Consider the following 21,724-nt stretch of genomic DNA (forward strand, 5'->3'; position numbering starts at 1 on the left):
TCGCCCTACGACTCTTCTTCCGGCGTCTCCTCCCCGGCTCCGTGCAGCAGCGCGCGGAGAAGGTCGGTGGCGGCGCGCTTCCCGTCGGCGTCCAGCCCGCGCATGGCGTCGCGGATCACGGCGGCGTGCTGCGGGAAGATGGAGGCCAGCAGCGCCTCGCCCTGGGGCGTGATGGCGGCCAGGCGCGCGCGGCGGTCGCCGGGGCAGTCGCGGCGCTCGGCCAGGCCGCGCTTCTCCAGCCGGTCCACCAGGTAGGTGATGCCGCCGCTGGAGACCAGGATGCGGCGCTGCACCTCGTTCAGCAGCATGGGCCCCTTGTGGTACAGCGCCTCCAGCACGCCGAACTCGGCCACCGTCAGCCCGTGCCGCGCCACGTCGGCCGCGGCCTGCGTGGCGATGGCGTTGTGCGCCCGCGCCAGCGCAATCCACAGCCGCAGCGCCAGCGCCGTCTCCTCGTCCCTCGCCTCGCCGCCCTCCGCGGCCCCGTCAATCGTCGTGTTCATCTCAGAGCTAAGGTAATCACCCCGTCAAGGGGTCGCAAGACGCGAGCGGTCAGCGATCGCGGGTTCATCAGAGGGAGAAGCAGAAAGACGTCATCCTGAGGCCGGCCACGACGAACTCGTATCCTCACTGATGCCGGCAGGCCGAAGGATCCATAGCCGGTCCCGCACGTGAGCTGCGGGACCGCGTTCGATGCGCGTCTCCCGGCTCACGTGCGATCCAGCGATAGATCCTTCGGCCTGCAACCACTTGCGTGGACGACGGTTCCTGCGTGGTCGGCCTCAGGATGACGTCACCTCGGGAAGGTGCGATCAAGTGCCTGACATCGCGAAAAGAAGCGGAGCCAGCGGTGGGTTCTCCGCTGGCTTCGTGTGGCTTCTCCCCTACTCCCCCACCATCTCCACCTTGTGGCCGGGGCGGCCGGTGCGGAAGAGGAGCAGGAGCGGGGCCGAGACCACCAGGATGGCGCCGCTCAGCAGGTAGATCTTCTCGAACGCCAGCACGCTGGCCTGCGCCTGCACCGAGCGCATCAGCATGGCGATGGCCTGCTTATGCGCGGTGAACGGGTCCATCCCGCGCGCCGTCATGGCCGCCGCCATCCCGTCGATGCGCTGGCGCGTGGCGGCGTCGTACAGGGAGATGTGCGGCACCAGCACCGCGTACTTCTCCATGGTGAAGCGCGTGAGCGCCGATGCCATCACCGCGATGCTGAACGAGCCGCCCAGCTGCCGGAAGAAGTTGTACAATCCCGACGCCTGCGACATGTCGGCCTGGCTCACCTCGGCCATGGTCAGGTTGGTCAGGGGGATGAACATCAGCCCCAGCCCGAACCCGCGCAGGATCAGCGGCCAGAAGAAGTCGTGCGGCCCGCTCTGCGTGGTCAGGTGCGACAGGTCCCACATCGCCCATCCGAACAGCGCGGTGCCCACCACCACCAGGATGCGGTTGTCCATCTGCGACGAGAGGCGGCCCACCACCGTCATGGCCACCGCGGTGGCGAGCGCGCCGGGAAGGAGCACGATCCCCGTCTGCCACGCGGTCATGTGCAGGTTGCTCTGCAGGAAGATGGGGAGCACGAACACCGAGCCCATCAGCCCCGCGCCCAGGATGATCCCCATGATGGTGCCCACCGTGAACTGCACCTGCTTCAGCAGCCGGAAGTCGATCACCGGGTGCTTCACCGTGAGCTCGCGCCACACCAGCGTCGCCCCGCCGGCGACGGAAACCACGAGGAGGCCGATGACCAGGCGCGAGTCGAACCAGTCGTAGCGCTCGCCGCGCTCCAGCATCCACTGCAGCGCGCCCACGCTCACGGTCAGCAGCACGATCCCCGTCCAGTCCACCCGCTGCCCGCGCGACGCCCCGCCGCCGGCCGAGTCGCGCACGTACGCCATCACCATCAGCGCCGCGATGATCCCCAGCGGCACGTTGATGAAAAAGATCCACGGCCACGACCAGTTGTCGGTCAGCCATCCGCCCAGCGTCGGCCCCAGCGTGGGCCCCACCATCACCCCCAGTCCCCACAGCGCGAGCCCTTTCCCCACCTCCTCCTTGGGGAAGGCCTCGTAGAGGATGGCCTGCGAGGTGGAGAGCAGCGCCCCCCCGCCCACACCCTGGATGATGCGCCACACGACGAGCGCGTCCAGCGAGCGCGCGGTGCCGCAGAAGAACGAGGCGGCGGTGAAGAGGAGGATGGACCCCGCGAAGTAGCGCCGCCGCCCGAAGTAGTCGCCCAGCCACCCGGTGAGGGGGATGACGATGACCGAGGCGACGATGTAGCCGGTGGAGACGAGCGAGATCTCGTCGATGGTGGCGCCCAGCGACCCCATCATGTTGGGGATGGCCACGTTCACGATCGACGTGTCGATCACCTGCAGCATCGACGCGACCGACACCGCCGCGGCGATCAGGTAGCGGTGCGCGTACGGATCTTCCGCCGCGCCCGGCATCCGCATGGCCACGGTGCTCATGGCCGCACCGCCCGGAAGAACATCTCCTCCAGCTCGGCCAGCACCTCGGCGTCGGGCCGCTGGGCGGCGTGCGGGAAGATCTCGGGGCGCGCGGCCCAGAGCGCGTTCTGGGTGAAGAGCGCCGCCAGCATCCGCCCCGCCGCGTGCGGATCCACCGCCCGCAGCTCGCCCGCGGCCACCCCGCGCTCGACCAGGCGGGCTACGAAGTCGACCGTGGTTCCCGCGATCTCGTCGGCGTAGAAGCGGGTGAGCTCGGGGAACTGGTGCAGCTCGCCCAGGATCAGCCGGTAGAGGGTGTGGAAGCCCGGGGTGCGCAGGCGTGCCCAGTAGCCGTGCATGAAGGCGCGCAGCAGCTCCACCGCCGTTCCCGGCGCGTCGGGCGGAAGGACGCCCACCGTCAGCTCGCGCACCGTGTGGCGCACCAGCTCGCGGAAGAGCTCGTCCTTGCCGGGGAAGTAGTGGTACAGCGTTCCCTTGCCCACCCCGGCGCGCGCGGCGATGTCGTCGATGCGCGCGCCGGCCAGCCCCTGCTCGCCGAACACCTCCAGCGCGGCCTGCAGGATCTCGCGCGGGCGGTCTTCGGGGCGGCGGCGCCAGCGCGGCGCCGCCTGTGCCATCGTCATTTCCCGACTCTCCTCGCTCTTGTTGTCGACCGGTGGGTCAATTACTTGACGCATCCGGCTTAACGTGCAAACTTTCCTGGCTGTCGTTTGTATACAGCAGTTCGTTCCCGTCCGTTGGTAATCGACCGGCGGGTAGAATACACCCGTTCCCGCCGGAAGTGCAACCCGGTCCGGGGGAGCGGGCGTCACACGTTGTCCACTCGCACTTCCGTCCGTTCATCCCCATCGCCCGGGACATGCAAGCGTTCGCAGGATCTTTCTTCGTCCGTCTCCCGCTCTGCGCGCTGGCGCTGGCCGCGGCGGCCGCGCCGGTGGCGGCGCAGCAGGCCGCGCCCGCGCCGGGCGACTCGGTGAACCTTTCCATCCAGGACGCGCTGAACCGCGCGCTCACCGTGGGCGACGAGGTGCGCATCGCCGAGCGTCGCACCGACGTGGCGCAGGCGCAGCTGGGCGCCGCGCGCGCCGCGCAGCTGCCGCGGCTGAACACCAGCGGCGCCTACACGCACGTGTACGAGAGCGCCCGCGCGCAGGCGGTGGGCTCCATCTTCAACCAGCCCAACACCTACTCGGCCAACGCCAACCTGAGCGTCCCGCTGTACCAGGGCGGGCGCGCGGCGGCGGGGGTGCGCGGCGCCAGCCGCACGCGCGGCGCCACGCAGGCCGAGCTGGCCGACACGCGGCAGGCGGCCACGCTGGACGTGCTGGGCGCCTACCTCGACGCGCTGCTGGCCGACCGGCTGGTGCGCATCCAGGAGGCGAATCTCGCGCTCGCCGAGCAGCAGCTGGCGCAGGCCGAGCAGCTGGAGCGCGCCGGGCGGCAGAGCCGCTACGACGTCCTGCGCGCGCGGGTGGCGCGGGCCAACCTGGAGCCCGCGGTCATCCAGGCGCGCGCCGACCGCGAGGCGGCCACGCTGGAATTGAAGCGTCTCACGAACCTCCCCCCCGAGGCGCCGCTCCGGCTGACCTCGGCGCTGCAGCCGGCCGAGGTGCGGGCGCTGGCCGAGAGCGCGGGGGCGCTGGCGGTGGACCCGGCCGCGCTGGACTCGCTTCCCGCGGTGCGCGCGGCGGGCTTGCGCGCCGAGGCCTCTCGCGCGGCGGTCACCGCGGCGCGGGCGGACTATCTGCCGACCGTCTCCGTCTTCCTGCAGACCGGCTACCAGGCCTTCCCGCTCACCGGGCTGCCCACCTCGTTCGGCAGGCTGCAGACGATCGACTGCCCGGCGGGGTCGGACGCCGGCCGCGTGTGCACGCAGCAGAACGGCGGCTGGTTCAGCGACCGCTCGGCGGGGCTGCAGGTGAGCTGGCCGGTGTTCGACGGCTTCCGCACGCGCAGCAACGTGGCGCTGGCCCGCGCGCAGGCCGACATCGCGGCCACGCAGGCGCGGCAGGCGCGCGAGGCGGCCGCGGTGCAGGCCGCCAACACGCGCAACGCGCTGCAGGCCGCGCAGGCCATCTTCGCCGCCAGCAGCCAGAACGTGGCCGAGGCCGAGGAGGCGTACCGCCTGGCCGCGCTCCGCTTCTCCCGCGGGCTGGGGACGCAGCTGGAGGTGCAGGACGCGCAGCTGGCGCTGCTGACCGCGCGCACCAACGAGGCGCGCGCCACCCATGGGCTGTACCTGGCGACGGCGGAGGTCTCGCGGGCGCTGGGACGCCCCGTCCCGCTCCCGGCCGCTTCCGCCGCCGCCACCCCTCGCTGACCTGATGATCTCCGGATCCGGACCGACCGTGACTCGTTCTCTTCCGTTCGCCCTCGTGGCCGCCCTGCAGCTGGCGGCGTGCTCCAAGAACGCCGGCGCCGACGCCCCCGGGGCGGGCGGGCCGGGCGGCGGCGGCCGCGCCCCCAGCGTGACGCTGGCGCCCGCCGACGTGGCCTCGCCGCGGCTGGTTTCGCTGGAAGACGCCGTTCCCGTTACCGGAACGCTGGACCCGCTGGACCGCGCCGAGGTGCGCGCCGCGCTGGAGGGCGACCTGGACGCCGTGTACGTGCGCGAGGGGCAGCCCGTGTCCGCGGGGCAGGTGATGGCGCGCTTCCGCGCGGTGGAGCAGGCGGGCGAGAACGCCAGCGCGCGGGCCGACCTGGCCTCGGCGCGCACGGTGCTCTCCACCGCGCAGTGGAACCTGGACCAGACGCGCGACCTGTACCGCCAGGGCGCCGTTCCCGAGCGCGACGTGCGCGTGGGCGAGCAGGAGGTGGCCGCCGCCCGCGCCCGCGTGGCCGCCGCGAACGCGCGCCTGAGCACCACCGCGCGCTCCGTCACCGACACGCGCGTGGTGGCTCCGGTGAACGGGATCGTGGAGAAGCGCGTCGTGTCGCCGGGCGAGCACGTGGCCAAGGGCGCCTCGCTCTTCACCGTGGTGCGCGGCGACGTGCTGGAGCTGGCCGCCGCCGTCCCCGAGCGCGTGGCCGCGGGGGTGCAGCCGGGGCAGACGGTGCACTTCACCGCGGGGGCGCGGCAGATCGAGGGGCGGGTGGCGCGCGTGGCCCCGTCGGTGGACCCCTCCTCCCGCTCGGTGACGGTGTACGTGCAGGTGCCGAACGGCGATGGATCGCTCCGCGCGGGGACCTTCGCCAGCGGGCGCATCGTCTCGCGCGTGGTCGACAACGCGCTGGTGGTTCCGGCCTCCGCGCTGCACGAGGGCAAGGAGGGCGCGAAGCCCTTCGTCTACCGCATCACCGGCGACAAGATCGACGTGGCCGAGGTCACCACCGGGCTGGCCGACGACGCGCAGGGCGTGGTGCAGGTGGTGGACGGCCTGGCGCCCGGCGACCGGGTCGTCGTCGGCAACGTAGGGATGCTGGGGAAGGGGATGCAGGTGCGGATGGCCGGCGCGGCCGGGCGGCGGGGCGGGGCGGCCGGCGGAGCGCAGGGCGGAAGATAAAAAGAAGTCCTGAGTCCTAAGTCCCAAGTCCTAAGTGGTTGAACTACTAGGCACTAGGCACTAGGCACTAGGCACTAGGCACTAGGCACTAGGCACTTAGGACTTAGGACTCAGGACTTAGGACTTTTCTCCGGTTTCTCGGCCGGCAGACTCCTTCCAGGCATACGGCGATGTTCCTGTCCGACGTATCGATCCGGCGCCCCGTGTTCGCCACCATGCTCATGGTGGCGCTGGTGGTGCTCGGCGTGGTGAGCTACCAGCGCCTCGCCATCGACGAGTACCCCGACGTCACCTACCCCGTGGTGATCGCGCAGACCTCGTGGTCCGGCGCCAGCGCCGAGAGCATGGAGCGCGACGTCAGCCGCCCCATCGAGGAGGCGCTGAACACGGTGCAGGGGATCGACGAGCTCTCGTCCACCAACCTGGAGGGGATCTCCATCGTCCGCCTGCGGCTGAAGCTGGGAGTGGACGTGGCCGACGCGCAGCAGGACGTGCAGTCGAAGGTGGCGCGCATCCGCCGCTCGCTGCCGCGCGACATCGACGACCCGGTCATCCAGCACTTCGATCCCAACGACCGGCCGATCATGTCCATCGCCATCCAGAGCACGGACCGGCCGGTGCGCGACCTGACCGACCTGGCCGAGCAGACCATCTCCACCCGCATCGAGGCGGTGCAGGGGGTGGGCGGCGTGAACGTGGTGGGCGGCGCCAGCCGGCAGATCCGCGTGGAGCTGAAGCCCGACGCCATGCGCTCGTACGGCGTGTCGCCCGCACAGGTGGCGGCGGCGCTGCAGGCCGAGAACCAGGAGGTTCCCGCCGGCCGCGTGACCCGCGGCTCGGGCGAGCGGCTGGTGCGCGTGATGGGCCGCGTGGAGGACCCGCGCGAGTTCGCCTCCATCCCCGTGGTCGTCCGCGGCGGCGTTCCCGTGCTCCTGGGCGAGGTGGCGGACGTGAGGGACGCGACGGCCGACGTGCGCAGCGCCGCGCTGATGAACGACACGCGAGCCGTCTCGCTCGACATCCTGAAGGTGAGCGGGTCGAACACCGTGGAGGTGGCGGACGGGGTGCGCGCCGCGGTGGACGAGCTGCGCCGGCAGCTGCCGGAAGACGTGCGCATCTCCGTCATCCGCGACGACAGCCACCGCATCCGCGAGTCGCTGGCCGACGTGCAGCTCACCATCCTGCTGGGCGCCGTCCTCACCATCGCCATCATCTACCTGTTCCTGAACTCCTGGCGCAGCACGGTGATCACCGGGCTCACGCTGCCGGTGTCGATCATCTCCGCGTTCTTCGTGATGTGGATGTTCGGCTTCACCGTGAACACCATGACGCTGCTGGCGCTGTCGCTGGCCATCGGCCTGCTGATCGACGACGCCATCGTGGTGCGCGAGAACATCGTGCGCCACATCGAGATGGGGAAGGACCACCACCGCGCGGCGCGCGAGGGAACGAGCGAGATCGGGCTGGCGGTGACCTCCACCTCGCTGGCGGTGATCGCGGTGTTCGTTCCCGTGGCGTTCATGGGGGGGATGATCGGGAAGATCTTCATGCAGTTCGGCGTCACCGTGGCGTTCGCCGTCCTGGTCTCGCTCTTCGTCTCGTTTACGCTGGACCCCATGCTTTCGAGCGTGTGGCCGGACCCCGAGGTGGAGCACGGGGCGGCGCACGGGCACGGGGCGGGGGGGCGGCGGAAGGTGGGCCCCATCCGGCGCTTCGCCTTCTGGTTCAACGACCGCTTCGAGGTACTGGCGGACCGGTATCCGCACTGGCTGAAGTGGAGCCTGCACCACCGCTGGAAGGTGATGGGCGGCGCGGGGCTCTCGGTGGTGCTGGCGTGGTTCATCCTGGGAAGCCTGGGCTTCACCTGGATGCCGGACTTCGACGGCGGCGAGTTCAACGTGGGCTTCCGCACCCCGCCGGGGTCGTCGCTGGAGTACACGGTGGGGCGCGGGCAGGACGTGGCGAAGTTCCTCCGCCGGCTCCCGGAGGTGGACTTCACCTACCTCTCGGTCGGCGGCGGCTTCCGGGGGACGCCGAACAACGGCTCGATCTACGTGAAGCTGAAGCCGGCGGGGGAGCGGAACCGCACGCAGCAGGAGATCCAGACGGAGCTGCGCGGCAAGCTGCGGCAGCTCCCCGGCGTCCGCGCGTCGGTGAGCGGCTCGCCCAGCATCTTCCAGCAGGGGTCGCGGCAGCCGATCATCGTGAACGTGCAGGGGCCCGAGGAGCGGCAGCTGAAGATGGCCGCCAACCAGGTGCTCGAGGCCATCCGCTCGGTTCCCGGCACCGCCGAGCCGCAGAGCAGCGACGAGGGCGACCTGCCGCAGCTGAACGTGACCGTGAACCGCGAGCAGGCGGCCGCCGCGGGGCTGGGGATCGAGTCGGTCGCCTCGGTGGTGCAGCCGCTGTTCAGCGGGCAGCGCGCGGGGACGTGGGAAGACCCGCAGGGGTACGCGCACGACGTGGTGGTGGTCTACCCGGACTCGATGCGCACCTCGGCGGCGGACGTGCGCAACCTGGCCATCCCCGGGGCGATGAACCCGGCCACCGGGCAGGCGGCGCTGGTGCCGCTCTCGCAGATCGCGCAGGTCACCAGCGGCGTGGGCCCGCAGCAGATCGAGCGGCGCAGCCTGGAGCGGATGGTCTCCGTCTCCGCCGGCGTGCTGCCCGGCTACTCGCTGGGCGACGTGGCCGCGGCGGTGGAGGCGAAGATCGGCTCGCTGGGGCTGCCGGCCGGCTACCACGCGGTGTTCACCGGCGACGTGCAGAACCTGAACGAGACCAAGGGCTACGTGGGCGAGGCGCTGCTGCTGGCCGTCGTCTTCATCTACCTGATCCTGGCCTCGCTCTTCGGGTCGTTCCTGCAGCCGCTGGCCATCATGCTGGCGCTCCCGCTCTCGTTCATCGGCGTGGGGCTGGGCCTGTGGACCACGCGGGGGAACCTGAACGTGATGTCGATGATCGGCATCATCATGCTGATGGGCCTGGTGGTGAAGAACGGCATCCTGCTGGTCGATTTCGTCAATCAGGACCGCGAGCGGGGCGTTCCGCGCGAGGAGGCCATCCTTTCCGCCGCGCGCACCCGCCTGCGGCCGATCGTGATGACCACGATGGCGATGATCTTCGGGATGATCCCGCTCGCGCTGGCGCTGGGCGAGGGCGCCGAGCAGCGCGCGCCGATGGCCCACGCGGTGATCGGCGGCCTGATCACCTCGACCGCGCTGACGCTGTTCGTGGTCCCGGTCGTCTACACGCTCTTCGATGACTTCGTGGCCCGCCTGCGCCGCGGCCGCCGCGTGCACGTCCCCGCGCTGGCCGAGGGCCCGCGCGTCGCCATCGACGAGCCGGAGCTTTCGCCCGTGGCCGCCGACTGACGGAAATCTCACGCGGAGACGCGGAGCCGCGGAGGAGACGCCGATCTCCTCCGCGGCTTTCGTGTTTCCGGAGACGCGGCGATCCATCTTCGCTCCCTGTCCCCTGTCCCCTGTCCCCTGTCCCCTGTCCCCTGTCCCCTGTCCCCTGCGCCACTGGCATCCGGGTTGCGAGCGGGGTTGGTCCGCTCTGGCCGCATCACGGGGATGGCGGCGGGCGGCTTCCGCGCGGGGATGCGCGAGACCGGCCCGGTGTGTGGGGTCCTTTCAGAAGGAGGTGGGACGATGCTCAGGACGTGGATCAAGGCGGGGCAGATGGCCGTGCTGGCGCTGGGCCTGGCCTCGGCTGGCGGGTGCGCGGCGGCGGCGGTGGCGGCGGCCGGCGCGGGCGGGGGGATCTACCTGACCTCGCAGGGCGCCGAGAGCATGCTGAACCAGCCGGCGGCCACGGTGGCCGGCCGCGTGCCCGGCGTGCTGTCGTCGATGGGGATCAGCGTGACCGACCACAAGACCGAGCACGACGGGATGGAGCACGAATGGACCGGCACCGGCACCGACAACATGGAAGTGCACGTGCAGGTGAAGTCCGAGACCAACGGCTCGTCGCGCGTGTCGGCCAGCGCCCGCAAGAACATGGCGCAGTGGGACAAGGACTACGCGCAGCAGATCGTGGCCCGCATCACCTCGGCCCGCTGACGCCCCACCCGCGGCACGGCTGAAGACGAGGAGCCCCGCCCGGCAGCCTGCCGGGCGGGGCTCGTCGATTCGGGTTCCTGGTTATGATAATGCGAGAATGGTGTGGCGAAAAATGCGAGTGAACTCGCGGCTACAACGGCACGCAGTCCGCCTTCGCGGACTTCCCGTGGCGCCGAGCCTCACGAGCGCGTCCGCCACATCGAGCCCGTCCGATCACCCCCAGGACGTCATCCTGATAGGGAGGATGAAAGGACGAGCCGAACCGGCCTCCGAGCCAAACAGCCTCGCGCAGTTTGCGAGGCTTCCCGTAGTTGTTGCTGCGACTTCAGTCGCCGGTTCGGGGGCCGGTCCGCGACCTTCCATTCAGCCCGCGCGGCCGACGAATCTACAGTTGCGGCGTGCAGCCCGCCGGGCGGCGCGACGGCCTAATCCCCCGCCACCGCCATCGCCTCCACGGGGAGGCGGACGGTGAAGGTGGTGCCGGCGGCGTCGCTGGTGACGGTGATCTCGCCGCCGTGCTCCTGCACGATGCGGCGGCCGATGGCCAGCCCCAGCCCCGTGCCCTCGTCCTCGGGCTTGGTGGTGAAGAACGGGTCGAAGATGTGCGGGAGCGCGCTGGCCGGGATGGGCGGGCCGTCGTTGGTGAAGCGCACCGTCACCGCCTCGCGCGCCGCGTCGGTCTCCACCGCCACGTCGAAGCGCCCGCCGCCGCCGGCCAGCGCCTGCTCGGCGTTCACCACGATGTTCAGGAAAACCTGCTGCATCTGGTGCCGGTCGGCGATCACCCGCGGCAGCGCGCCGGGGATGGAAACGGTGGTGCGGAGGCCGTGCAGTTCCATGTCGCGGCGGCGCAGCTCCAGCGTGGCGCGCACCACCTCGCCCAGGTCCAGCGGCTCGCGCTCCACCGGGTGCCGCCGCGCGAAGCCCAGCAGGTCGCCGGCGATGCGGCGGCAGCGCTCCACCGCGTCCAGGATCTCGCGCAGCTGCCCGCTGGTGCCCTCGTCGGGCGCGCGGCGCATCAGGATCTGCGCGTGGGCGCTGATCACCGCCAGCGGGTTGTTCAGGTCGTGCGCCACGCCGCTGGTCAGCAGCCCCAGCGTGGACAGCCGGTCGCGCTCGCGGAGGTGGTCCTCCATCCGCCGCCGCTCCTCCACCATCCGCTTGGTGCGCAGGTGCGCGGCGATGCGGGCGCGCAGCTCGGCCCCGCGGAAGGGCTTGGCCACGTAGTCGCTGGCCCCCGCGTCGAACGCGGCGTAGACGCTCTCGGGGTCGGTCTTGGCCGTCACCATCAGGATGGGCAGGCTCAGCGGGTCCCACCGCTCCCGCGCCTGGTGGCAGATTTCCAGTCCCGAGATGCCGGGGAGCATCCAGTCCAGCAGCAGCAGGTCGGGCGGCCCCTCGTCCAGCGCCCGCAGCGCCTGCGCGCCGTCCTCGGCCACCGTCACGCGGTAGCCGATCTGCTGCAGGATCTGGCGGAGGATGCGCGCGGCGGCAGGGTCGTCCTCGGCGATCAGGATGTGCTCGCCGCGCGGCTCGTCCAGGCGCACGGAGGGAACGGGAAAGTCTTCGCTCACGGCAGCGGTGCGGGCGGCGGCGCGAGAGGCACGTCGTCTCCGGGCGGCGGCGGTTCTGTGCGGGGTGGACGGGGGGAAGGTAAGGCCGGGATCTGTCGGCGGGAAGTGCTGAGTGCTGAGTGCTGAGTGCTGAGTGCTGAGTGCTGAGTGCTGAGTGCTGAGAGCTGAGTGCTGAGTGCGTCTACATCTTCACGATCCCCAGGATCACCAGCAGCAGGATGACGATGCCCATCGCGATGATGACCAGCATCGCGCGGTGGCGCCGCTCGCCGCGGTAGACGCCGTACGCGTTCTCGTCCAGCCAGTACCGCCCCGGCGCCGCCTCGCGCAGCACGCCGGGCGCGAGAAGGCGTTCCGCCGCGCGCTGCTCCAGCCGCCGCAAATCCATCAGCGGCCGCGCGGCGTCCGGGGTGACGGCGCCAGCCCGGCGCAGCGTGCGGACGACGTTGTGTTCGGCGTGGATGATCGCGGGGACGGCCATGGGGGCTCCGGGAGAGAAGGGGAAGTAGTGCTGAGTGCTGAGTGCTGAGTGCTGAGTGCTGAGTGCTGAGTGGTCCGCTCGAAGAGATGTCGCACGGCCACTTGGGACTTGGGACTCAGGACTTAGGACTTCTGTTTCATATCAACCCCGCCGCATCCTCCAGCCTCGCCCGCAGCTCGTCCGCGGTCAGCGACAGCAGCGCGAGCATCTTCTTCGGTTCGATGGTGCGCCGGTCGAGCGTGAACACGCGGAAGGCGCGGGCCGTGTAGTACAGCTCGTCGGAGAGCTGCGGGAGGTCGATGAGCCCCGCGCGCCCCTCGTCGGTCAGGCGGTGCACGGAGCCGTCGCGGCGCATCAGCAGCAGGTCCAGCCCCAGCATCCGCGGCTTCTCGGGATAGTCCACGAACGCGCCGCCGTCCTCCATCCCCAGGTCGCGCGCCAGCCGCAGCTCCAGGTCGTAGCGCAGCCGCGGCTCGGTGTACAGCCAGTCTTCGGCGGGAAGGCCGCGCAGCGCCTCGCCCGGCAGCTCCAGCGCGCGCTTGGGAAGGCGCCGCTCGCGCAGGCAGGGGAGCCAGCGGCGGGCGACCCGCTCCGCGTGCGGGCCGGAGGCGGATTCCGCGCGCACCTCCAGCGTCACCAGCAGCCGCTCGTCGGTCTGGCCCACGACCTCGTCCTGCGTCAGCAGCCCGCCGTCCACCGCCTCCTGCACCAGCCGCTTGTACAGCGAGGTGGCCGCGCGCACCGCGTGGTGCCAGTACACGTTGCGGAACATCTGGTACTTGGCGAAGAGCAGCGATTCCAGCGCCGACAATCCCTTCTCGTGGATGCCGATCTCGCGCCGCCCGGTCGCCGGGTCGTCCACCAGCACCAGCGCGTGCAGCAGGCGGTCGACGTCCACCTCGCCGTACGGCACGCCGCAGAAGCGGGCGTCGCGGCGCAGGTACTCGATCTTGTCCAGGTCCAGGCTCCCCGACACCAGTCCCTGCAGCGGCGACTCCGACGCGCCGCGCACCAGCGCCTCGATGCGCCCCGCGGCCCCCGGCGCCACCGCCTCCAGCGCGGCGGCGATGCGCGGCGCGGCCAGGAAGCGCCCCGTGTGCGTCTCGTGGTGCCCGGAGATCCACTCGCCGTCCAGCTCCTCCAGCGCGTGGCTGAACGGGTAGTGCCCCACGTCGTGCAGCAGCGCGGCGTACGGCACCAGCGCGCACTCCGCCGCGTCCACCCCCTCCAGCTCGCCGCGCTCGGCCAGCAGCCCCAGCGCCCACCGCGCCAGGTGGTATACCCCCAGCGCATGGTCGAAGCGGGTGTGCGTGGCGCCGGGATAGACCAGGTAGGCCAGCCCCAGCTGGCGGATGTTGCGCAGCCGCTGGAACTCGGGGGTGTCGATCAGCGCCACCGCCGTGCGGTCCAGGCGGATGGTGTTCCAGAGCGGGTCGCGGACGACCTCGAACTCGTGCGCGGGATGGTCGGCGTGTGGTGGCATGGGCGCGGAAAGTGGCGCCGCGCGCCGCCTCCGGCAAGAAGGTGAACACCGGGCGCGCACACTGCGCCACCGGCGGTCCACCACACCGCGCTGGCGATGCATCCCGGTGCAGCCGTCTCTTCACACCGGCGATGGGGATGACGTCCTACCGTCGCCGATCCGGCGATCGATGCCGCTCGCCCGCGGAGCCGTGACGCGGGGGGAGGTCGCCACCTCCACGGCGCCTCGAGCATCGTCCCGTCGGGAGCGGTGGGAAACTGAGAGAGTGTCCAGCGCCCGGCATCCACATGCCCTCGCGTTCCAGAACAGTCTGCGGGGCAGGCTCTCACGCGTTTTAGAAATGGCCTAGTTCGCACGCTAAAAGATGATTTTAGTTTTTATTGCAAGGACACGATAGGAGCGCACCTAAAATTTTGCAGAGAAAGGAAATAGAGGCAGCTTGATCTAAAATCGGTTCCTTCAAATGTTTCCCGCCGGATTTCGTATTTGTTACGCATGTTCAATCTGTTGCAGCATAACGGGATGCAACGCAGGTAGCAGAATGTCTCGGCGCTCTGGTATCGCAAACAGGCGTTTGGTGACAGAAACATATGACTTGACCATTTATGGCGGAGTTTGTATCCTCATCGCCGAGCCGCTTGACCGTCCACGCAGTACTCACCCAACTCACCCAACTGAACGGAGACAGTACCATGACCAAGCTCGAGAGCCTGAAGGCCGACATCTTCGCCCCCATGAGCGAGTCCGAGGCGGCGATGGTCAAGGGCGGCATGGCCGAGGCCACGTCGTCGACCGTGTGGAGCAACACCTTCCTGAACGGCACCTACATCGGCAACGACAAGGACATCTTCACCGACGAGGGCCCGGCGCAGCCGGCCGACCAGATCGCGGCCGCGTAAGGAAGTACCCCCGGCGTCCTGGGCGACCGGGCGCTGAACCCAGGCGGCTCATGTGGGAAGAGGGGGCACCACCCAGGTCCCCTCTTCTCTTTTCTCTCTCAGAAGCGGTTTCGGGCAGTTTCCAACGCGGTTTCAGAGCAGTTCCAGAGCAGTTTCGCGGGACCGATCCAAAACCCCCATCGAACCGAACCGGCAACGCACGCGGAGTGTGGCGGGATGATTCTGGTGATGAGCCAGGAGAGCTACGAGTTCTCCACCGACGAGGTCCAGGACTGGATCGAGGCCCTGGGCGGCGACTGTGTGCGGCTGAACGGCGAGGACGTGACCGGGAGCGAGCCGTACGCGCTGCGCCTGGACGACGCCGGCGAGGCGCTGGAGTTCCGGCTGGACGGCCGCCCCGTGCGCCACGCCGAGGTGGGCGCCGTGTGGCTGCGCCGCTGGCACCAGCTGCGCGCCCTGGGCCCCGTCACGCAGGACGCCGGGCTGCGCCGCGACGTGCAGTCGCACCTGGCGCGCGAGGTGATGGCCACCTCGGCGTCGATCTTCGGGATGCTGGGCGGGGCGCGCTGGCTGTCGCACCCCGAGACCCGGCGCGTGAACAAGCTCCGCGCGCTGCGCGCCGCGCGCGACGCGGGGCTGGCCATTCCCGCCACGCTGCTGACCAACGACAAGCGCACGCTGCAGGCGTTCATGGCCGCGCACCCCGACGTGATCACCAAGTGCGTGGGCGACGCCGACATGCTGAACGTGGAGGGCCGCACCTTCGGGATGTACACCGCCCGCCTGAGCGCCGAAGACGTGGACGCGCTTCCCGACACCTTCTTCCCCTCGCTGGTGCAGGAGATGGTGGAGAAGAGCTGCGAGCTGCGCGTGTTCTACCTGGACGGCGAGTGCTGGCCGATGGCGATCTTCTCCCAGAACGATGCGCAGACGGCGGTGGACTTCCGCCGCTACAACGTGGAGCGCCCCAACCGCACGGTTCCCTACCGCCTTCCTGCGGAGGTCGAGGCCGCGGTGCGCCGCTTCATGGAAACCATGCGGCTGGACACCGGCTCGCTGGACCTGATCCGCACCCCGGACGGGCGCCACGTGTTCCTGGAGGTGAACCCCGCCGGGCAGTTCGCGATGGTGTCGGAGCCGTGCAACTACCCCCTGCACCGCAGGGTGGCCGAGTACCTGATCCGGAGGGACGAGCGTGACCACCAGGACTGACGACGACGCCGCGCTGGCCGTGCCCGAAGGGGTGCGCGAGGCGTTCGACCCGCGGCGGGTGCCGCTGCTGTACCCGCACATGCGCGAGGCGCTGGCGCCCATGCACATCCAGCGCGCCGCCGAAAGCGCGCGCCACCGCGCGCGGGTGTACGCCTGCGCCGGCTTCTACAAGACCATCTCGCGCTGCATGCGCCTGGGGGAGTGAGAGCCATGCTCGACCGGACCAAGCCCTTCCGCCTGTTCGCCGGGTGCGTGCCCGTGCGCGGCGCGCGCCGCAGCAGCATCTGCGACCTGCAGCGCGGCAAGCTGCACCTGATTCCCAACGGCCTGTACGAGATCGTCACCGAGCACCGCGACCGCACCGTTCCCGAGCTGGAGGCGATGTACGGCCCGGAATGCTCGGAGACGCTGCAGGAGTACTTCACCTTCCTGCTGGGCAACGACCTGGGCTTCTGGTGCGACGACCCCGAGGCGTTCCCCGACCTGGACCTGTCGTGGGACCGCCCCGAGCGCGTGACCAACGCCATCATCGACTGCGGCGCCGGGTCGGCGCACGACTGGGAATCGCTCTTCGGCCAGCTGGACGAGCTGGGGTGCAAGGCGCTGCAGCTGCGCTTCTTCGTCCCCATCGCCCTGGCGGAGCTGGACGCGGTGCTGGGGCTGCTGCACGGCACCCGCGCGCGCTCGGTGGAGCTTCTCCTTCCCTGGAGCGGCGAGTGGACGCGCGAGGAATTGCGCGCCACGGTGTTCCCGCACCAGCGCGTGTCGGGCGTGGTGGTGCACTCCGCGCCCATGGACGGCGTGGACGAGGGGCGCCCCGGCGACGCGGTGATCCGCTACCGCGACGAGGTGATGGACTCGCACGCGCACTGCGGGCAGGTGCACCCGGCCTACTTCGCGGTCACGCTGGGCGCCTTCACCGAGGCCACGGGCTTCAACTCGTGCCTGAACCGCAAGCTGTCGGTGGACGAGCGCGGCGAGATCCGCAACTGCCCGTCGATGCCGCGCACCTTCGGCAACGCGGCCGGGACGCCGCTGGCGGCGGCGCTGGCCGCGCCCGGGTTCAGGGACCCGTGGAGCGTGACCAAGGACCAGGTGGAAACCTGCCGCGACTGCGAGTTCCGCTACGTGTGCACCGACTGCCGCGCCTTCACCCGCGAGTCGGCCGAGCGCCACGCCAAGCCCAGCCGCTGCACCTACGACCCGTACGCCGCGAAGTGGGATGCGTCGTCGTCCGCCGCCGCCGCGCTGGCCGCGACCGGCTGAGGCGTCCCGAGCGACCCGCACTCCCGCACTTCCGCACCCTCTCGAAAGAAGTACGCGAATGACCGAGAAGTTGCGCAGCCGGATCCGTCCCCGGCACACGTTCCCCACCTACCGGCAGTTCGACGCCATGGACTGCGGCCCCACCTGCGTGCGCATGGTGGCCCGCCACTACGGCAAGCGCTACTCGCTGCAGGAGCTGCGCGAGCGCAGCTGCATCGACCGGCAGGGAGTGTCGCTGCTGGGGATCGCCTACGCGGCCGAGGCGGTGGGGCTGCGCACGATGTCGGTGCGCACGACCTTCGAGGCGCTGGCCACCGAGGCGCCGCTCCCCTGCATCGCCCACTGGAACCAGAACCACTTCGTCGTCGTCCACCGCGTCACCCGCACCCGCGTGTACGTGGCCGACCCGGCCGAGGGGCTGATGAGCTTCAGCCACGACGAGTTCCGGCGCGGCTGGGTGTCGGACGGCGCGGGCGACGGGGCGCGGGGGGTGCTGCTGCTGCTGGAGCCCACCCCGCACTTCTTCGAGCGCGAGGACCAGAAGGAGGGGAACCGGGCGTCGCTGCGCTACATCGCCAGCTACGTGAAGAGCTACCGCCGCTACTTCGTGCAGGTGGCGCTGGGGATGATGGTGGCCAGCGTGCTGCAGCTGGTGTTCCCCTTCCTCACGCAGGCCCTGGTCGACTACGGGATCGGCAACCAGGACCTGAGCTTCGTGAACGTGGTGCTGATCGCGCAGCTGGCGCTGTTCATCTCGCGCACCGCGGTGGACTTCATCCGCAACCGCATCCTCTTCCACGTGGGGACGCGGATCTACGTATCGCTGATCTCCGACTTCCTGGCCAAGCTGATGCGCCTGCCGGTGCCGTTCTTCGACACGCGGCACGTGGGCGACATCCTGCAGCGGGTGCAGGACCATTCGCGCATCCAGCAGTTCCTGACCACCACGTCGCTGAACGCGGTGTTCAGCATGGTCACGCTCACCGTGTTCAGCGCGGTGCTGGCCATCTACAACGGCACCATCTTCCTGGTGTTCGCGGGCGGGAGCGCGCTGTACATCGCGTACGCCCTCCTCTTCCTGCGCCGGCGCAAGGAGCTGGACTACCAGAAGTTCGCCGAGAGCGCGCGCAACCAGAGCGCGCTGGTGGAGATGGCGGGGGCCATCGGCGAGATCAAGCTGGCCAACGCCGAGCAGCAGAAGCGCTGGCGCTGGGAGCGCATCCAGGCGCGGCTCTTCAAGGTCAGCCTGAAGAGCCTTTCGCTGGAGCAGTTCCAGGACGGCGGCTCCATCGCCATCAACGAGCTGAAGAACATCGTCATCTCGTTCCTGGCGGCCAAGCTGGTGATCGACGGCCAGCTGACGCTGGGGATGCTGCTGGCGGTGCAGTACATCATCGGCCAGCTGAACGGCCCCATCACCCAGCTGGTCGACATCGCCCACGCGGCGCAGGACGCCAAGATCGCGGTGGAGCGCCTGGGCGAGATCCACCTGCACGAGGACGAGGAAGACCCCGAGAACCGCATCGCCCAGCTCCCCGAGGACGGGTCGATCTCGCTGCGCGGCGTCTCCTTCAGCTACGGCGGCGCGCTGGGCGAGCCGGTGCTCCAGGACCTGGACCTCGACATCCCCGAAGGGAAGGTGACGGCGGTGGTGGGGGCCAGCGGAAGCGGAAAGACCACGCTGCTGAAGCTGCTGCTGAAGTTCTACGCCCCCGGCGGCGGCGAGGTGCACGTGGGCGGGTGCAACCTGAGGAACCTTTCCGCGCGCACCTGGCGGGGGGCCTGCGGCGCGGTGATGCAGGACGGCGCGCTCTTCTCCGACACCATCGCGGGGAACGTGGCGGTGGGCAACGACCACGTGGACCAGCGCCGCCTGCTGCACGCGGTGCGCGTGGCCAACATCCGCGAGTTCGTGGAGGGGCTGCCGCTGGCCTACAACACCCGCGTGGGGCGCGACGGGGTGGGGATGAGCCAGGGACAGAAGCAGCGCCTGCTGATTGCCCGCGCCGTCTACAAGAGCCCGCGCTACCTGATGTTCGACGAGGCCACCAGCGCGCTGGACGCCAACAACGAGCGCGCGATCATGGAGAACCTGCAGGAGGAGTTCCGCGGGCGCACCGTGGTGATCGTGGCGCACCGGCTGAGCACGGTGAAGAACGCCGACCAGATCGTGGTGCTGGACCGCGGCCGCGTGGTGGAGCGCGGCACGCACGAGGAGCTGGCCGCGCAGCGCGGGCACTACTACCGGCTGGTGAAGAACCAGCTCGAGCTGGGGAGCTGAGCCATGAACTCCATGAACGGCACCGCGCCCGCGCCCATGCGCCTGGTGGTGGACGACGCCGGCCGCCGCGTGCTGGTGATCGACGGCGAGGGGATCGTCCTTCCCGGCGCGCACCCCGCGGGCGAGCCCATCCCCGAGCCGCGGCTGATGTCCGACGAGTCCGGCCGCCGCTGGGTGCTGCTGGGCTCCGAGCGCGTGGCCCTCCCCCGCCTGGAGCCCGCGCCGGGCGCCGCCGCCCCCGCGGTGATGGTGGGCGAGCCCGCGCGCATCGTGACCGGCGAGGACGGGAAGCGCGTGGTGGTGGTGGGCGGCGAGCGGCTGGCGCTGCCGCCGGTGGCCTTCGCGCCGGAAGAGGCGGCCGCCGCGCGCGTGGCGACCGACGACTCCGGGCGCCGCATCCTGTTCGTGGGCTCGCAGCGCGTGATCCTGCACTCCGCCGCCGGCGCCGCCGCCGCGCGGGGAACGGGGACGCACGGCCCCGCCGCGCCCGCCCCCGCACCCGTTCCCGCGCCGATGCGGGTCGTCGTCGATGAATCCGGGCGGCGGATCCTGGTGGTGGACGGGGAGCGGATCGTGCTGCCCGGCGCGCACCCGGGCGGCCCCATCCCCGAGCCGCGGCTGATGATGGACGAGGCCGGGCGCCGCTTTGCCGTGCTGGGCGACGAACGCATTCCGCTTCCCTCCGCCGCGCCCGCGCCGGCCGCGGCCGCCCCGGGGGCCGGCGAGCCCGCGCGCATCGCCACCGACGACGCGGGGCGGCTGGTGGTGGTGGTCGGCGCCGAGCGCATCCCCCTGCCGCCGATCGAGCTGAAGCCGGGCGACGCCGAGAGCGTGCGCGTGGTGACGGACGACCACGGGCGCCGCATCCTGTTCGTCGGCGCCGAGCGCATCATCCTGCGCGCGGCCTCGGCCCCCGCGCCTGCATCCTCGCCCGCATCGCCGGCGCCGTCTCCGGTCGGGACGATGGGGATGGGGGAGACGGGGACGACGGCCGCATCTCCATCTCCATCGCCCCACGCCGTTTCGTCATACGTCCCCGCGCGCGAGCCGGCGTTCGCGCCCCTGCCGTTCGACCTGGGCGACGAGGGCGAGGAGCCGGAGCTGAACCTGCGCAGCGACGAGATGGAGGACATCATCGGCTACGTTCCCCACTGGGTGGTGCGGTGGGGGATCTCGCTGATCTTCGCCACCGTGGGCGCGCTGCTGCTGACCAGCTGGTTCGTGCGCTATCCCGACATGGTGGAGGGGAAGGTGACGCTCACCACCCCCGAGCCGCCGTCGCGGCTGGCGGCGCGCACCGCGGGCGAGGTGGAGAAGCTGTTCGTGGCCGACGGCCAGCCGGTGGAGCGCGGCGCGCCACTGGTGGTGATCCGCGGCCCCGCCGACTACCGCGACGTGTTCGCGCTGAACGAGCGGCTGGACCGCTTCGAGCGGTCGCTGGCCTCGCCCTCGGTGGCCGCCGCGGTGCCCTTCGACGCCAACCTGTCGCTGGGCGACATCCAGGCGCCGTACGCCGCCTTCCTGCAGGCGCTGTCGGACTTCCGCTCGTTCTCGGGCGCGGGGTACTACGCCGGCAAGGGCGCCGAGCTGGAGCGCCAGCTGGCCGAGCAGGAGCGGCTGCGCGAGACGCTGGTGGCCAAGCAGGCGCTGGCGGCCGAGGCGCTGGCCATCTCCGGCCGCAACCGCGACCGGGCGCGCACGCTGGCCCAGCGCGGGCTGATCTCGCAGGAAGAGATGGAGCGCGCCGAGGCCGACTACATCCAGCACCGCTCGGCCGAGCAGGACGGCCGCAACGCCATGGCCTCGGGCGAGATCCAGATCTCCAGCCTGCGCAGCCAGCTGCTGGACCTGCGCAAGACCGGCGACGACCAGGGGCGCAACTCGCTGCTCTCGCTGCGCACCGCCTTCGGCGCGCTGCGGGCCGCGGTGGCGCACTGGGACCAGGAGCACGTGCTGCGCGCGCCGGTGGCGGGCCGGGTCTCGCTCTTCCGCGGGCTGGCCGAGCACCAGGCGGTGGACGCGAACGACCCCGTCATCGCCGTGGTTCCCGCATCGGGGCGCGTGGTGGGCCGCGTCCTGCTCAGCGAGAGCGGGGCGGGGAAGGTGGAGCCCGGGCAGACGGTGCTGATCCGCTTCGACAGCTACCCGTCGCGCGAGTTCGGCAGCGTGGAGGGGCGGGTGACGTCCATCGCGCAGGTGCCCTTCCAGCAGCGCGACAAGGACGAGTCGATGTACCTGGTCGACGTGGCCGTGCCCTCGAAGCTGGTGACCAACTACCACCGCGAGATCCCCTTCCGGCAGGAGATGCGCGGCCAGGCGCAGATCGTCACCCGCGACCTGCGGCTGCTGGAGCGCGTGTTCAACCAGCTGCGCGACCTGCTGGACCACGCCGGCGGGCACTGATACCGGATCCGGCGATCACCTCTGTTCCAGAGGAGCAGAGAGAGACGTCATCCTGAGGCCGGCCACACCGTCGTCGTCTCGGCA

General features: G+C 70.8%; 16 protein-coding genes. 10 read left to right on the plus strand and 6 right to left on the minus strand.

Annotated elements, in window-relative coordinates:
- Positions 1-5 precede the first annotated feature (5 nt).
- The 3 genes from VLK66_RS01990 to VLK66_RS02000 all read right to left on the minus strand — a co-directional run bounded on the left by VLK66_RS01990 (position 6) and on the right by VLK66_RS02000 (position 3,094).
- A complete protein-coding gene (locus tag VLK66_RS01990) occupies positions 6-503 on the minus strand; it encodes a MarR family transcriptional regulator (RefSeq protein ID WP_325307453.1) in 498 nt (165 codons plus the stop codon).
- Between the two features lie 381 nt (positions 504-884).
- Positions 885-2,471: a DHA2 family efflux MFS transporter permease subunit gene (locus tag VLK66_RS01995; protein WP_325307456.1), complete on the minus strand. Its 1,587-nt coding sequence runs from the start codon at positions 2,469-2,471 to the stop codon at positions 885-887.
- The gene (locus VLK66_RS02000) at positions 2,468-3,094 is read right to left on the minus strand and encodes a TetR/AcrR family transcriptional regulator (protein ID WP_325307458.1); all 627 of its coding nucleotides are present in this window, start codon (positions 3,092-3,094) and stop codon (positions 2,468-2,470) included. The genes VLK66_RS01995 and VLK66_RS02000 overlap by 4 nt, the downstream gene beginning before the upstream one ends.
- 236 nt (positions 3,095-3,330) lie before the next feature.
- On the opposite strand from VLK66_RS02000, the gene VLK66_RS02005 reads away from it, so the two are divergent.
- The 4 genes from VLK66_RS02005 to VLK66_RS02020 all read left to right on the plus strand — a co-directional run bounded on the left by VLK66_RS02005 (position 3,331) and on the right by VLK66_RS02020 (position 10,041).
- Positions 3,331-4,791, plus strand: coding sequence for a TolC family protein (locus VLK66_RS02005; protein WP_325307460.1), 1,461 nt, complete (start codon positions 3,331-3,333; stop codon positions 4,789-4,791).
- A 28-nt stretch (positions 4,792-4,819) separates the two neighbouring features.
- Positions 4,820-5,974: an efflux RND transporter periplasmic adaptor subunit gene (locus VLK66_RS02010; protein ID WP_325307462.1), complete on the plus strand. Its 1,155-nt coding sequence runs from the start codon at positions 4,820-4,822 to the stop codon at positions 5,972-5,974.
- A gap of 170 nt (positions 5,975-6,144) precedes the next feature.
- Positions 6,145-9,348 (plus strand): efflux RND transporter permease subunit, encoded by a 3,204-nt coding sequence (locus tag VLK66_RS02015; RefSeq protein WP_325307463.1) that lies wholly within the window; start codon positions 6,145-6,147, stop codon positions 9,346-9,348.
- A gap of 282 nt (positions 9,349-9,630) precedes the next feature.
- Entirely contained in the window at positions 9,631-10,041 is a 411-nt protein-coding gene (locus tag VLK66_RS02020) for a hypothetical protein (RefSeq protein ID WP_325307464.1), read from the plus strand.
- Positions 10,042-10,466: 425 nt separating this feature from the next.
- Here VLK66_RS02020 and VLK66_RS02025 read toward each other — a convergent pair whose 3' ends face one another.
- The 3 genes from VLK66_RS02025 to VLK66_RS02035 form a co-directional block, all read right to left on the minus strand.
- Positions 10,467-11,615 carry a sensor histidine kinase gene (locus tag VLK66_RS02025; protein ID WP_325307466.1) on the minus strand — a complete coding sequence of 383 codons (1,149 nt, stop codon included), beginning with the start codon at positions 11,613-11,615 and terminating at the stop codon, positions 10,467-10,469.
- A 181-nt stretch (positions 11,616-11,796) separates the two neighbouring features.
- A complete protein-coding gene (locus VLK66_RS02030; RefSeq protein ID WP_325307468.1) occupies positions 11,797-12,096 on the minus strand; it encodes a hypothetical protein in 300 nt (99 codons plus the stop codon).
- Between the two features lie 136 nt (positions 12,097-12,232).
- Complete coding sequence (locus VLK66_RS02035) at positions 12,233-13,579, minus strand: HD domain-containing protein (RefSeq protein WP_325307470.1); 1,347 nt, start codon at positions 13,577-13,579, stop codon at positions 12,233-12,235.
- Positions 13,580-14,271: 692 nt separating this feature from the next.
- Here VLK66_RS02035 and VLK66_RS02040 point away from each other — a divergent pair.
- From VLK66_RS02040 to VLK66_RS02065, 6 genes are all read left to right on the plus strand, one after another.
- Positions 14,272-14,478, plus strand: a complete 207-nt coding sequence (locus VLK66_RS02040) for a hypothetical protein (protein WP_325307472.1) — start codon at positions 14,272-14,274, stop codon at positions 14,476-14,478.
- Between the two features lie 216 nt (positions 14,479-14,694).
- Positions 14,695-15,690: a grasp-with-spasm system ATP-grasp peptide maturase gene (gene gwsG / locus VLK66_RS02045; RefSeq protein ID WP_325307474.1), complete on the plus strand. Its 996-nt coding sequence runs from the start codon at positions 14,695-14,697 to the stop codon at positions 15,688-15,690.
- Entirely contained in the window at positions 15,674-15,895 is a 222-nt protein-coding gene (locus VLK66_RS02050; RefSeq protein WP_325307475.1) for a hypothetical protein, read from the plus strand. The genes gwsG and VLK66_RS02050 overlap by 17 nt, the downstream gene beginning before the upstream one ends.
- A 5-nt stretch (positions 15,896-15,900) precedes the next feature.
- Positions 15,901-16,956 (plus strand): grasp-with-spasm system SPASM domain peptide maturase, encoded by a 1,056-nt coding sequence (gene gwsS, locus VLK66_RS02055; protein ID WP_325307476.1) that lies wholly within the window; start codon positions 15,901-15,903, stop codon positions 16,954-16,956.
- A 58-nt stretch (positions 16,957-17,014) separates the two neighbouring features.
- On the plus strand, positions 17,015-19,237 hold the full coding sequence (locus VLK66_RS02060; protein WP_325307477.1) for a peptidase domain-containing ABC transporter: 2,223 nt from the start codon (positions 17,015-17,017) through the stop codon (positions 19,235-19,237).
- Positions 19,238-19,240: 3 nt separating this feature from the next.
- Positions 19,241-21,640, plus strand: coding sequence for an HlyD family secretion protein (locus tag VLK66_RS02065; RefSeq protein ID WP_325307479.1), 2,400 nt, complete (start codon positions 19,241-19,243; stop codon positions 21,638-21,640).
- Positions 21,641-21,724: the final 84 nt, after the last annotated feature.

Source organism: Longimicrobium sp. (assembly GCF_035474595.1).
Taxonomy (GTDB): Bacteria; Gemmatimonadota; Gemmatimonadetes; order Longimicrobiales; family Longimicrobiaceae; genus Longimicrobium.

Coding starts and splice junctions, on each gene's coding strand:
- VLK66_RS01990 (WP_325307453.1), bottom strand. CDS start 503: ATGAACACGACGATTGACGGGGCCGCGGAGGGCGGCGAGGCGAGGGAC.
- VLK66_RS01995 (WP_325307456.1), bottom strand. CDS start 2,471: ATGAGCACCGTGGCCATGCGGATGCCGGGCGCGGCGGAAGATCCGTAC.
- VLK66_RS02000 (WP_325307458.1), bottom strand. CDS start 3,094: ATGACGATGGCACAGGCGGCGCCGCGCTGGCGCCGCCGCCCCGAAGAC.
- VLK66_RS02005 (WP_325307460.1), top strand. CDS start 3,331: ATGCAAGCGTTCGCAGGATCTTTCTTCGTCCGTCTCCCGCTCTGCGCG.
- VLK66_RS02015 (WP_325307463.1), top strand. CDS start 6,145: ATGTTCCTGTCCGACGTATCGATCCGGCGCCCCGTGTTCGCCACCATG.
- VLK66_RS02020 (WP_325307464.1), top strand. CDS start 9,631: ATGCTCAGGACGTGGATCAAGGCGGGGCAGATGGCCGTGCTGGCGCTG.
- VLK66_RS02030 (WP_325307468.1), bottom strand. CDS start 12,096: ATGGCCGTCCCCGCGATCATCCACGCCGAACACAACGTCGTCCGCACG.
- VLK66_RS02035 (WP_325307470.1), bottom strand. CDS start 13,579: ATGCCACCACACGCCGACCATCCCGCGCACGAGTTCGAGGTCGTCCGC.
- VLK66_RS02040 (WP_325307472.1), top strand. CDS start 14,272: ATGACCAAGCTCGAGAGCCTGAAGGCCGACATCTTCGCCCCCATGAGC.
- gwsG (WP_325307474.1), top strand. CDS start 14,695: ATGATTCTGGTGATGAGCCAGGAGAGCTACGAGTTCTCCACCGACGAG.
- gwsS (WP_325307476.1), top strand. CDS start 15,901: ATGCTCGACCGGACCAAGCCCTTCCGCCTGTTCGCCGGGTGCGTGCCC.
- VLK66_RS02060 (WP_325307477.1), top strand. CDS start 17,015: ATGACCGAGAAGTTGCGCAGCCGGATCCGTCCCCGGCACACGTTCCCC.
- VLK66_RS02065 (WP_325307479.1), top strand. CDS start 19,241: ATGAACTCCATGAACGGCACCGCGCCCGCGCCCATGCGCCTGGTGGTG.